The following is a 13,347-nucleotide window of genomic DNA, read 5'->3' as shown; positions in this document are numbered from 1 at the left end:
GTCCGATGCCACAAACTAGAGAGCATATACTTCTTGCAAGACAAGTTGGTGTTCCTTACATTGTTGTATTTTTAAACAAAGAGGACTTAGTTGATGACGCCGAGCTTATCGAGCTAGTTGAAATGGAAGTTAGAGAGCTTTTGAATGAGTATGGTTTCCCAGGAGACGATACACCAATCATCGTAGGTTCTGCATATCAAGCACTAGAAGAGGCTAAAAAAGGTGAAGATGGTCCATGGTCAGCTAAGATAATGAAGCTAATGGATGCAGTTGATGAGTATATCCCAACTCCAAAGAGAGATACAGATAAAGATTTCTTGATGCCTATCGAAGATATCTTCTCAATTTCAGGTCGTGGTACAGTTGTAACTGGAAGAATAGAAAAAGGTGTTGTTAAAGTAGGTGACACTATTGAAATAGTAGGTATTAAACCAACTCAAACAACAACAGTTACAGGCGTTGAGATGTTTAGAAAAGAGATGGATCAAGGCGAGGCTGGCGATAACGTTGGTATCTTGCTTAGAGGCACAAAGAAAGAAGACGTTGAAAGAGGTATGGTTTTAGCTAAACCTAAGTCAATTACTCCTCACAGCAAATTTGAGGCTGAGGTTTATATCCTAACAAAAGAAGAGGGTGGAAGACACACAGCATTTTTCAACAACTATAGACCACAGTTTTACGTAAGAACGACTGACGTTACAGGATCAATTCATCTTCCTGAGGGAACTGAGATGGTAATGCCAGGCGATAACGTTAAAATAACTGTTGAGCTTATACACCCAGTTGCACTTGAGCAAGGAACTAGATTTGCCATTAGAGAAGGTGGTAAAACTGTAGGTTCAGGTGTTGTATCTAAAATTTTAGGTTAATTCTAACTATAAAGGGTAGCTTTTTGCTACTCTTTATGAAATTTAAGGATAGATTATGAGAATAAAAGTAGGTTTAAAGTGTTCAGAGTCAGGTGATATCAACTACTCAACTTATAAAAATAGTAAGACATCAACTCAAAAATTAGAATTGATGAAGTATTGCCCAAGACTTAGAAAACATACTTTGCACAAAGAAGTAAAGTTAAAAGGCTAGATTAACTAGGGCAATAGCTCCAACGGTAGAGCGTCGGATTCCAAATCCGCAGGTTGGGGGTTCGAATCCCTCTTGCCCTGCCACTTTTAAGGTATAAAATGAATAAAATAAAAAAGTACTTAATTGACTCTAGATCTGAGATAGATAAGGTTATTTTTCCTAAAAAAGAGCAGATAAGAAATGCATTTATAGCGGTTATAATAGTCGTATCAGTTATCTCTCTATTTTTAGCGTTGGTTGATCTGATTATGTCATCTATCATCTCACTATTTGTTTAAAAGGTTTGACAGTGACACATAGATGGTATGCAATACAGACTTATGCTGGTTCAGAGATGAGTGTAAAAAGAGCTATAGAGGCATTGGCAAAAAATAATGCTTTAGAAGAGCAGATAAAACAGGTCGTAGTTCCAACAGAGGATGTTATAGAGGTAAAAAATGGAAAACAAGTCATCAAAGAGAGAAGTCTTTATCCTGGCTATTGCTTTGCATACTTAGCTTTAAGTACCTCACTTTGGCACAAAATTCAGATGCTTCCAAAGGTTAGTAGATTTATAGGGGAGTCAAAAAGCCCATCGCCATTGAGCGAGAAAGATGTTGAGCTAATCCTTGATAAGGTCAATAAAAGAGCAGCACCTAAACCAAAGATTTCTTTTGAAGAGGGCGAGTTAGTTAGGATAACTGAAGGTCCTTTTGCTAACTTTAATGGAACTGTTGAAGAGTATGATATGTTGCATGGAACCTTGAAGCTAAATGTATCTATATTTGGAAGAAGTACACCAGTTGAGATTTTATATTCACAAGTTGAAAAGATTGTTTAAATTTAAAAGGAGATAAATTTATGGCTAAAAAAGTTATAGGTGAGATTAAATTACAAATTGCTGCAGCCAAAGCCAATCCAAGTCCGCCAGTTGGACCTGCTCTTGGTCAAAAAGGTGTAAATATAATGGAATTTTGTAAGGCATTTAACGAAAAGACAAAAGATATGGCAGGTTTTAACATTCCTGTTGTAATTACAGTCTATTCTGATAAAAGTTTTACATTTGTTACAAAACAACCGCCAGCAACTGATCTTATAAAAAAAGCTGCAGGTATTACAAAGGGAACCGACAATCCTTTGAAAAATAAAGTTGGAAAACTTACTAAAGCGCAAGTTTTAGAAATTGTTGAGAAAAAAATAGCTGATCTTAATACAAAAGATAAAGAGCACGCCGCAAGAATTATCGAAGGCTCTGCAAGATCTATGGGTGTTGAGATAGTTGAGTAACCTTTTACCGCTAAGGCTAAAAGCGGAAGCAAATTTTATGCGAGGAAATTAGATGGCAAAAAAAACTAAAAGATTTAAAGAGTTATTAGGCAAGATAGATAGTGATAAAATTTATCAGCTCAATGAGGCAGTAGAGATTGCAAAAGCTCTCTCATCTGCTAAATTTGATGAAACTGTTGAGATCTCTTTGAGATTAAATGTAGATCCAAGACACGCCGATCAAATGGTTAGAGGCTCTGTTGTTTTACCAGCAGGAACAGGTAAAAAAGTAAGAGTTGCAGTTATTGCAAAAGATGCAAAAGCTGATGAGGCAAAAAACGCAGGTGCCGATATCGTTGGAGCTGAAGAGTTAATAGAAGATATCCAAAAAGGTCAATTAAATTTTGACATGTTGATAGCAACTCCAAATTTAATGGGATTGGTTGGTAGAGTTGGTAGGATATTAGGACCTAAGGGACTTATGCCAAATCCAAAAACCGGAACAGTAACAATGGATGTTGCACAGGCTGTAAAAAATGCAAAAAGCGGACAGGTTAATTTCCGTGTCGATAAAGAGGGCAATATCAATGCAGGTGTGGGCAAGGCTAGTTTTACAAAAGAGCAGCTCTTAGATAATCTAAATACTTTTATTAGAGCGATAAACAAGCACAAGCCAGCAGCTGCTAAAGGTAGATATGTAAGAAATGCTACACTCTCTCTTACTATGAGTCCGTCAATTAAGCTTGATACGCAGGAACTTATAGATTTAAAATAACATCTTAGATTGGAGATAGCCGAGGCTAATAGCTTAATTGAGCAATATGCTCTCTCTGCTTGAAATCACCGATCGGAAAGGAGTAGAATTGACAAGAAATGAGAAGATCAAAATGGTCTCTGAGCTTTCAGAGGAGTTTAAAACTTCCGAAGCGATCGTTGTTAGTGAATTTAAAGGTCTAACAGTAAAAGAGCTTGAAGCACTAAGAGTTAGTGCAAAAGAGCAAAATGTTAGAGTCCAAGTTATAAAAAACACACTTGCAGGTATTGCTTTAAAAGAGGCTGGCAAAGACGGTTTAGAGTTGAAAGACACTAACATTTTTGTATGGGGCGAACAGCTTGCAACAACAAAAGTAGCTGCTAAATTTGAAGAAAATAACAATTTATTTGTTATCAAAACAGCTCACTTAGATGGTGAAGTTGCAACTGTAGAGAAAGTTAAAGCACTTTCTAAAATGCCAAGTCGTGATGAGTTGCTTGCTATGCTTTTGCAAGTATGGAACGCACCAGTTCAAAATTTTACAATTGGACTAAATGCGCTTAAAGAGAAAAAAGAACAATCTGCATAATTATTAGGAGAAATTAAATGGCAATAACAAAAGAAGATGTATTAGAGTATATCTCAAATTTATCAGTTTTAGAGTTGAGTGAGCTTGTAAAAGAGTTTGAAGAGAAATTTGGCGTAAGTGCAGCTCCTGTTATGGTTGCTGGAGCAGCAGGCGGCGTTAGCGGTGAAGCAGCTGAAGAAAAAACCGAGTTTGACGTAGTTCTACTTGACGCAGGTGACAAAAAAATCAACGTTATTAAAGTTGTGAGAACACTTACTGGCTTAGGATTAAAAGATGCAAAAGATGCAGTTGAGAAAACTCCATCTACCTTAAAAGAGGGTATAAGCAAAGAAGAGGCTGAAGCTGCTCGCAAAGAGTTAGAAGAGGCTGGAGCTAAAGTCGAACTTAAATAACAACTAAAGCCCATTTATTTGGGCTTTTTCAATCAATGTGTTCAATAAATTTATTGAACTAATTTTCTTTCAAATTTTTACCAAGAGGTAGATAATGTTAAACAGCTTATATTCCGGAAATCGTCTTAGAGTTGATTTTTCCAAAGTCAAAAAAGAGATTGAGATTCCAAATTTATTACAATTACAGAAAAAAAGTTTTGATGATTTTTTAAATATAGAAAATAAAAACAGCGGTATTGAAAAGGTTTTTAGATCTGTATTTCCTATCCACGATCCTCAAAATAGACTTACTTTAGAATATGTTGAAGGCGAGCTTTCAAAGCCAAAGTATTCAGCTAGAGAGTGCATGGAAAGAGGTCTTACATATTGCGTTAATCTAAAGATGAAAATAAGAATGATCGTGCATGAAAAGGACGACAAGACCGGAGAAAAGATTGGCATCAAAGAGATAAAAGAACAAGATATTTTTATAAGAGATATACCTCTGATGACTGATAGAGTCTCTTTTATTATAAATGGAGTTGAGAGAGTTGTTGTAAATCAACTTCACAGAAGCCCGGGAGTTATTTTTAAAGAAGAAGAGAGCCCTACAGTTGTAAATAAACTCATATATACCGCACAAATTATCCCAGATCGCGGCTCATGGCTCTATTTTGAGTATGACGCCAAAGATGTATTATATGTAAGGATAAACAAAAGAAGAAAAATGCCTATAACTATTTTATTTAGGGCATTAGGATATAAAAAACAAGATATTATTAAACTTTTCTATCCGATAAAAAAGATAGAGATAAAAGATGGTAAATTTATAACCAAATTTGATCCAAGCGAATACCTTGGAAGAGTAGATTATGATATAAAAGATATAGATGGTAATTTATATCATCAAGCAGGAAAGAGACTTAGCAAGAAAAAAGCACAACAACTAATTGACGATGGACTTCAATATATCGAATACCCAACAGATGTATTGCTTGATAGATATCTAGCAAGTCCTGTTGTAGATGGTAGTAGCGGAGAGGTGCTATTTGATACTCTATCTTCACTTGATGAGATGAAACTTGAAAAGATATTGAAAACTCAAAGTAGCATTGAGATAGCAAATGATTTGGCGCCAGGCGTTGATGGAAGTATCATTAACTCATTTTTACAAGATAGTGATACTCTAAAAATGCTTGCACAGTCTGAGGGCATTGATGACGAAAACGATCTTGCAGCTATTAGAATTTATAAGGTTATGCGACCTGGTGAGCCTGTAGTAAAAGAGGCAGCTAGAGATTTTGTAAGAGATCTCTTCTTCAACCTTGAAAGATATGATCTTACAAAAGTTGGAAGAATGAAGATGAACCACAAACTTGGACTTGATGTTCCAGAGTATGTGACTATCATGACAAATGAAGATATTCTTCAAACTGCCAAATACCTCATTAAAGTAAAAAATGGTCAAGGTCATATTGATGATAGAGACCATTTAGGTAACAGAAGAATACGCTCAATCGGCGAGTTGTTGGCAAATGAGACTCATCTAGGCTTTATAAAGATGCAAAAAACCATAAGAGATAGATTTACAACTCTAAGCAACAATTTAGATGACTTGATGCCATATGATCTTATAAATTCCAAAATGGTAACTACAACTTTATTGGAGTTTTTCACAGGTGGGCAGTTAAGTCAATTTATGGATCAAACCAACCCACTAAGTGAGATAACACACAAAAGAAGACTTTCAGCACTTGGCGAGGGCGGACTTGTAAAAGAGAGAGCTGGCTTTGAGGTGCGTGACGTTCACCCAACGCACTATGGAAGAATTTGTCCTATAGAGACACCAGAAGGTCAAAATATCGGTCTTATAAACACTCTTGCAACTTATGCAAAGGTCAATAACCTAGGCTTTGTTGAAGCTCCTTATAAAAAAGTAGAAAATGGCAAAGTGCTTGATGAAGTTGTCTATCTAACAGCAACTCAAGAAGAAGGACTTGTTATTGCTCCGGCTTCAGCTAGAATTGATGAAAATGGATTTATCTTAGATGAGTTGCTTGAGGCTAGAAAAGATGGCGAGAGTATTCTTGCTGCAAGAGAAGATGTTGCACTTATCGACCTTTGTTCAGGAATGATTGCAGGAGTTGCGGCTTCACTTATTCCATTTTTGGAGCATGATGATGCAAACAGAGCGCTTATGGGTTCCAACATGCAACGTCAAGCAGTCCCACTTATCTCTTCAAAAGCTCCACTTGTAGGAACAGGTATGGAGGCTATCGTTGCAAGAGATGCATGGGAGGCAGTCAAAGCCAAAAGAGCAGGTGTAGTAGAGAAGGTAGATAATAGAAACATCTTCATTTTGGGAGAAGATGAAAAAGGTCCATTTATAGATCAATATACAATGGAGAAAAATTTAAGAACCAACCAAAACACAGCTTTTTCACAAAGCCCAATAGTAAGAGTAGGTCAAAATGTAAAAGCAGGTGAAGTTATAGCAGATGGTCCTAGTATGGATGGTGGTGAGCTTGCAATAGGAAAAAATGCATTAGTTGCCTTTATGCCATGGCATGGATATAACTACGAAGATGCTGTTGTAATTAGCGAAAAGATGATACGCCGCGATGAATATACAAGTCTTCATATCTATGAAAAAGAGATTGACGCAAGAGAGCTTAAAGATGGTGTTGAAGAGATAACTAGAGATATTCCAAATGTGAAAGAGGAAGATATTCTACATCTTGATGAGAGTGGTATCGTAAAGATAGGCACCGAAGTAAAGGCTGGTATGATACTTGTTGGTAAGGTATCTCCAAAAGGCGAAGTAAAACCAACTCCTGAAGAGAGGCTCTTAAGAGCGATATTTGGCGAAAAAGCAGGTCATGTTGTAAATAAATCTCTCTATGCAAGTGCCTCAATGGATGGTGTTGTAGTTGATGTTAAGATTTTTACTAAAAAAGGTTATGAGAAAGACAACAGAACACAAAAAGCCTATGAAGATGAAAAAACACAGCTAGAAAAAGAGCACCACGATAGACTTCTTATGCTAGACCGCGAAGAGATGTTAAAAATAACCGCTTTGCTTTCAAAGCACAAATTAGCCAAAGATCAAGCTCTTAGCAAAGTTGAATACAAAAAAGGCACATTAGTAGATAAAGATGTCATTGCAAACTCAAATAGATTTGCATTAAATAGCTTTATAAAGGGTTACTCAAAAGAGGTTCAACAAGAGTATGATGACCTTAAAAACCACTTCCAAAATGAAAAAAGAAAGTTAAAAGAGGAGCATGACGAAAAGCTCGAGATCATAGAAAAAGATGATATTTTGCCAAGCGGAGTTGTTAAGCTAGTTAAAATTTACATTGCAACTAAAAGAAAGCTAAAAGTTGGCGATAAGATGGCGGGACGTCACGGAAACAAAGGTATAGTTTCTATCATAGTTCCTGAAGTTGATATGCCATATCTTCCAAATGGACAAAGAGTAGATATCGTTCTCAATCCTTTGGGTGTCCCAAGCCGTATGAATATCGGTCAAATTATGGAGAGCCACTTGGGTCTTGTTGGTTGGCGACTTGGTGAGCAGATTGAGGCTATTTTAGAGCAAAAACAGGGTGAGTGGCTAAAAGAGTTAAGAGCTAAGATGATAGAGATAGCCGATGTTTCACACCTAATGGATGCTAAGGCGGTCTTTAAAGATATAAGCGATGAAGAGCTTTTGAAGTATGCAAGGGATTGGAGCAAGGGAGTTAAATTTGCAACTCCTGTCTTTGAGGGAATTGTTCCGCAAGACTTTGAAAAGCTCTTTAAGATGGCAAATATAGACAAAGATGGAAAGACAGAGCTATATGATGGCAGAACAGGTGAAAAGATAAAAGAGCGCGTAAATGTTGGTTGTATGTATTATCTAAAGTTGCACCACTTAGTCGATGAAAAAGTTCATGCAAGAAGCACCGGACCATATAGCTTAGTTACACAACAACCTGTTGGCGGTAAGGCGCTATTTGGTGGTCAAAGATTTGGAGAGATGGAAGTTTGGGCGCTAGAGGCTTATGGAGCAGCTTATACATTAAGAGAGATGCTAACTATCAAGTCCGATGACATTGATGGCAGACTTGCAGCTTACAAAGCGCTAACACGTGGTGAAAATGTTCCAACAGCAGGAATTCCTGAGACATTTTTTGTTCTCACCAAAGAGCTTAAATCTTTGGCTTTAAATGTTGAGATATTTAGTAAGGATGAAGAAGATGAGTAACTATAGTCCAATAGAGATAAAAGAAGATCAAAGACCTTATGATTTTGATGCGGTGCAGATTAAACTTGCAAGTCCAGAAGAGATTAAATCATGGAGTCACGGCGAAGTTAAAAAGCCAGAGACCATCAACTATCGCACTTTAAAACCAGAGCGTGATGGACTTTTTTGTGCCAAAATTTTTGGACCAATAAGAGATTATGAGTGTCTTTGTGGTAAATATAAAAAGATGAGATTTAAGGGCTATAAGTGCGAAAAGTGCGGTGTTGAGATAGTTGATTCAAAGGTTAGAAGATCTAGAATGGGACATATCGAGCTTGTAACACCTGTAGCACATATTTGGTATGTAAATAGTCTTCCTAGCAGGATTGGCACTCTTTTAGATATCAAGATGAAAGACTTAGAGCGTGTGCTTTACTATGAGGCATATATTGTAGAGGAGCCAGGCGAGGCATTTTACGATAATGAGGGGCTAAAAAAGGTAGAAAAATACGAAGTTCTAAATGAAGAGCAGTATCACCAACTAGATAGCCTCTACTCTTCTACAGGATTTAAGGCTAGAATGGGTGGCGAAGTCATTCGAGATCTGCTTGCAGAATTAGATCTTACAGCGACTCTAGAGCAGTTAAAAGAGGAGATGGCAAGCACAAATTCAGTCTCAAGAAAGAAGAATATCGTAAGAAGACTAAAGATAGTTGAGAGCTTTTTATCATCAGGCAATCGCCCAGAGTGGATGATGATTACTATTTTGCCAGTTCTTCCAGCAGATCTTAGACCATTAGTTGCACTAGATGGTGGTAAATTTGCCGTTAGCGATGTAAATGATCTTTATCGTAGAGTTATCAACAGAAACACAAGACTAAAAAGACTAATGGAGCTTGATGCACCAGAGATTATCATAAGAAACGAAAAAAGAATGCTTCAAGAGGCAGTTGATGCGCTATTTGATAATGGTAGAAGAGCAAATGCTGTAAAGGGTGCCAACAAACGTGCGCTTAAGTCTTTGAGCGAGATTATCAAAGGAAAACAGGGACGCTTCCGCCAAAATTTGCTAGGCAAGAGAGTGGATTTTTCAGGAAGATCAGTTATAGTTGTAGGACCACATCTAAAAATGGATCAGTGTGGTATCCCAAAAACTATGGCACTTGAGCTATTTAAGCCTCATCTTATAGCAAGACTTCAAGAAAAGGGCTATGCAACCACAGTTAAACAGGCAAGAAAGATGATAGATGACAAAATAAATGAGGTATGGGAGTGCCTTGAAGAGGTTGTAAAAGACCATCCTGTGCTTCTAAACCGTGCCCCAACTCTACATAAGATGTCTATTCAAGCTTTCCACCCAGTTTTGGTTGAGGGAAAGGCTATTAAGCTTCATCCGCTAGTTTGTGCAGCGTTTAATGCCGACTTCGATGGCGACCAGATGGCAGTTCACGTTCCGCTTTCTCAAGAGGCGATTGCAGAGTGTAAGGTGCTTATGCTTAGCTCTATGAATATCTTACTTCCAGCAAGTGGTAAGTCTTTGGCAGTGCCAAGTCAAGATATGGTTTTGGGAATTTACTATCTTTCACTTCAAAAAAATGATGTAAAAGGCTCAAATAAAATTTTCTCCAATCCGCAAGAGGTCATATTGGCAGTTGAATCAGGCGCGTTAGATATTCATGCCAAAATCAAGACAATAATAGACGACAAAGTTATCTTTACCACTGCAGGTAGGCTTATAATTAGATCTGTATTGCCAGATTTTATACCTGAGTCAATGTGGAATAGAATTATGAAAAAGAAAGATTTGGGAACTTTAGTTGATTATATCTACAAGCACGGCGGTCTTGAGATAAGTGCCAAGTTCTTAGACAACCTAAAAGACTTAGGCTTTGAGTGGGCGACGATGGCAGGTATCTCTATAGGTGTTGATGATATCATAGTTCCAAAATCAAAAGATAAATTTATCAACGATGCAAAGAACAAGGTAAAAGAGATTCAAAACCAATATAGCGTAGGTCTTCTAACCGATAGTGAGAGATATAACAAGATTATCGATATTTGGACAGATACAAACGCTCAAGTTGGAGCAGATATGATAAATCTCATCAAAGAGGACAAAGAGGGCTTTAACTCTATCTATATGATGGCAGATAGCGGTGCTAGAGGAAGTTCAGCTCAAATTCGTCAGCTTGCCGGTATGCGCGGACTTATGACAAAGCCAGATGGAAGTATTATCGAAACTCCAATTACCTCAAACTTCCGCGAAGGTCTAAATGTGCTTGAGTATTTTATCTCAACTCACGGCGCTAGAAAGGGACTTGCAGATACTGCGCTAAAGACTGCAAATGCTGGTTATCTAACTAGAAAGCTCATTGATGTTGGACAAAATGTCAAGGTTATGATGCACGATTGTGGTACTCACGAGGGAATTGAAGTCACCGACATCACAAACAATGGCGAGTTGGTAGAGAGCCTAGAAGATAGGATAGTTGGAAGAGTTTTAAGCGATGATGTAATTGATCCTATCACAAATGAGATTTTATTTACTCAAGGCACACTTATAGATGAGAGCAAAGCCGCTCAGATAACAGATGCAGGAATTAAGTCAGTAAGCATAAGAACACCTATTACTTGTAAAGCCAAAAAGGGCGTTTGTGCCAAATGCTATGGTGTAAATTTGGGCGAGGGAAGCCTAGTAAAGCCAGGCGAGGCAGTTGGTATCATCTCAGCACAAAGTATTGGAGAGCCAGGAACTCAGCTAACTCTTAGAACTTTCCACATCGGTGGAACAGCCTCAACACAGCAGCAAGATAGACAAGTCGTTGCACAAAAAGATGGTTTTGTTAGATTTTATAACCTAAATATCTATGAAAACAGAGATAAAAAGATTATTGCCAATAGGCGAAATGCGGCTATATTGCTAGTTGAGCCAAAGATAAAAGCGCCATTTAAAGGGGAACTATCTATACAAAGAGTGCATGAAGAGATAATTCTTACTATCAAGTCCAACGAACAAGAGGCAAAATATCATCTAAGAAGACACAACGTTGCCAAGCCAAACGAGCTTGCAGGAGTAAGCGGCAAGATAGAGGGCAAATTTTTCATACCATTTGAAAATGGCAGCACCATAGAAGAGAACGAAAGTATAGTTGAAGTTATCGCAGAGGGTTGGAATATACCAACTCGTATTCCTTTTGGTAGCGAAGTTTTGGTAGAAGATGGCGAGCCGATAAGCCAAGTTGTCACAGCAGCACATGCAGGAAAGATAAACTACTTTATTCTTAAAGGGGATTGTTTAGAGAGAATAAAAGATCTCAAAAAAGGCGATGAGGTCAAAGAAAAAGGACTTTTTGTTGTCATATCTGACAAAGAGGGCAGAGAGGCAGCAAGAAACTATATCCCAAGAAAGTCTATTTTGGAGCTAAAAGATGGCGCCAATGTAGAGGTAGGCGGAGTTATCTCAAGACCATCAAGCAAAGAGAAGATTGTCATTGCGCAGTGGGATCCATACTCAACACCAGTTATTGCTGAGGCACCAGGTAAGGTTTCATTTGAAGATATTGAGCCAGGCTATAGCGCCACTGAGCAGTTTGATGAGCTAACAGGACAGAGCAGACTTGTGATAAACGAATATCTACCACATGGTCTAAAGCCAGTTATCAATATCGCAAGTGACTATGGCAACATCTTAAAGTATCAGATAGAGCCAAAAACAGCTATCTTTGTAAAAGAGGGTGATGTTGTTGCGCTTGCCGATGTCTTAGCCAAAACTCCAAAAGCAGTAGCAGTTTCTAGAGATATCACAGGTGGTCTTCCTAGAGTTAGTGAGCTTTTTGAGGCAAGACGTCCTAAAAATGCCGCTGTAATTGCAGAGATAGATGGTGTTGTGAGATTTGGTAAGCAACTTCGCTCAAGAGAAAGAATCGTCATTGAGGCGGCTAACGGCACAACTTCAGAGTATCTAATAGACAAAAACCGCCAGATTCAAGTGCGAGATGGCGAGTTTGTCCATGCGGGCGAGAAGCTCACAGATGGCGTTATAAGTAGCCACGATGTACTTAGGATTTTGGGCGAAAAGGCACTTCATTACTATCTCATAAGCGAAGTTCAAAAGGTATATCGCTCTCAAGGAGTTGCTATCAATGATAAACACATCGAGATTATCGTTTCTCAGATGTTAAGACAGGTCAAAATCGTAGATAGCGGCAACACAAACCTTATAGTTGGCGATCTTATTAGCCGAAGAAAATTTAGAGAGGAAAACGAGCGTATTATGAAGCTAAAGGGCGAGCCGGCTATCGCTGAGCCGATATTGCTAGGTATCGCAAGAGCCGCTATTGGAAGTGATAGTGTCATCTCTGCCGCCTCTTTCCAAGAGACTACCAAAGTCCTTACCGAGGCAAGTATCGCAGGAAGATTTGACTATCTTGAAGATCTCAAAGAAAATGTCATTTTGGGTCGAATGATACCTGTTGGAACGGGACTTTATCAAGAAAAAAAGATAAAACTAAAGACTACAAAATAGCAAAATAGACAGAGGCGCAAAGGCAAAACTACTTTTGCGCCCACCTCTCTTAGTCATTTCTATAGATATTTATATTTTTAAAAACAGCTAGCAGTTCTAAATCTACTTCAATTACTACAAAAGAGTTTTAAAACAACAATCAATAAGCCAGATTTAGAAGTTTGAGAGTTAAATTTGAGTTTGTTATTGATGAAATTTAAGTTATTAAAGTTTGGGTAATTAAAGGCAAATTTGACTTTACAAAGTAAAAATAGCTTTAAATTTGAGAGTTTTTAGATAGTTAAGTTTTATTGACAGAGACTGAATTTTAGTCTGCAACAAAAACAGAGAGTTGAGTTTCAAAATAGACTTTTTAATCTAAGTTGATTTAATAAGTTTGAGAGTTTAGATTTCAATAGTTAGCTTTTAAATTTCACTATAAACTCTTGAAATTAACGATAAACAGCTTTAAATTTAGAAGTTTGAGGGTTTAAATTTCAAAACTAGACTTCTTAATTTAAGTTGATTTAACTCTTGATTTAAGAAATTTGAGAGTAAATTTGAGCTTGTTAT

Annotated in this window: 10 protein-coding genes and 1 tRNA gene; all 11 read left to right on the top strand. The window is 37.6% G+C overall.

Going from position 1 to position 13,347, the window contains the following annotated elements:
• The coding region (locus Q0X52_RS07560) for an elongation factor Tu (RefSeq protein ID WP_297576578.1) at positions 1-869 on the top strand (869 nt) is incomplete at its 5' end.
• 55 nt (positions 870-924) lie between these two features.
• Positions 925-1,083: a 50S ribosomal protein L33 gene (rpmG, locus tag Q0X52_RS07555; RefSeq protein WP_297576577.1), complete on the top strand. Its 159-nt coding sequence runs from the start codon at positions 925-927 to the stop codon at positions 1,081-1,083.
• Between the two features lie 7 nt (positions 1,084-1,090).
• Positions 1,091-1,166: transfer RNA gene (locus Q0X52_RS07550), tRNA-Trp, on the top strand.
• A 15-nt stretch (positions 1,167-1,181) separates the two neighbouring features.
• The gene (secE, locus tag Q0X52_RS07545) at positions 1,182-1,361 is read left to right on the top strand and encodes a preprotein translocase subunit SecE (RefSeq protein WP_297576576.1); all 180 of its coding nucleotides are present in this window, start codon (positions 1,182-1,184) and stop codon (positions 1,359-1,361) included.
• 11 nt (positions 1,362-1,372) lie between these two features.
• On the top strand, positions 1,373-1,903 hold the full coding sequence (gene nusG / locus Q0X52_RS07540; protein WP_297576575.1) for a transcription termination/antitermination protein NusG: 531 nt from the start codon (positions 1,373-1,375) through the stop codon (positions 1,901-1,903).
• 20 nt (positions 1,904-1,923) lie between these two features.
• Positions 1,924-2,349 carry a 50S ribosomal protein L11 gene (gene rplK / locus Q0X52_RS07535; RefSeq protein ID WP_297576574.1) on the top strand — a complete coding sequence of 142 codons (426 nt, stop codon included), beginning with the start codon at positions 1,924-1,926 and terminating at the stop codon, positions 2,347-2,349.
• A gap of 52 nt (positions 2,350-2,401) precedes the next feature.
• Positions 2,402-3,103: a 50S ribosomal protein L1 gene (gene rplA / locus Q0X52_RS07530; RefSeq protein WP_297576573.1), complete on the top strand. Its 702-nt coding sequence runs from the start codon at positions 2,402-2,404 to the stop codon at positions 3,101-3,103.
• An 88-nt stretch (positions 3,104-3,191) separates the two neighbouring features.
• On the top strand, positions 3,192-3,671 hold the full coding sequence (rplJ, locus tag Q0X52_RS07525; protein ID WP_297576572.1) for a 50S ribosomal protein L10: 480 nt from the start codon (positions 3,192-3,194) through the stop codon (positions 3,669-3,671).
• 17 nt (positions 3,672-3,688) lie between these two features.
• Complete coding sequence (gene rplL, locus Q0X52_RS07520) at positions 3,689-4,063, top strand: 50S ribosomal protein L7/L12 (RefSeq protein ID WP_297576571.1); 375 nt, start codon at positions 3,689-3,691, stop codon at positions 4,061-4,063.
• A 94-nt stretch (positions 4,064-4,157) separates the two neighbouring features.
• A complete protein-coding gene (gene rpoB / locus Q0X52_RS07515) occupies positions 4,158-8,291 on the top strand; it encodes a DNA-directed RNA polymerase subunit beta (RefSeq protein WP_297576569.1) in 4,134 nt (1,377 codons plus the stop codon).
• Positions 8,284-12,795, top strand: a complete 4,512-nt coding sequence (gene rpoC, locus Q0X52_RS07510) for a DNA-directed RNA polymerase subunit beta' (protein WP_297576568.1) — start codon at positions 8,284-8,286, stop codon at positions 12,793-12,795. Before rpoB ends, rpoC begins: the two co-directional genes overlap by 8 nt.
• Positions 12,796-13,347: the final 552 nt, after the last annotated feature.

It is taken from the genome of uncultured Campylobacter sp., from assembly GCF_947255105.1.
Taxonomy (GTDB): Bacteria; Campylobacterota; Campylobacteria; order Campylobacterales; family Campylobacteraceae; genus Campylobacter_B.
This window is presented reverse-complemented; position numbering and strand designations above follow the sequence as displayed.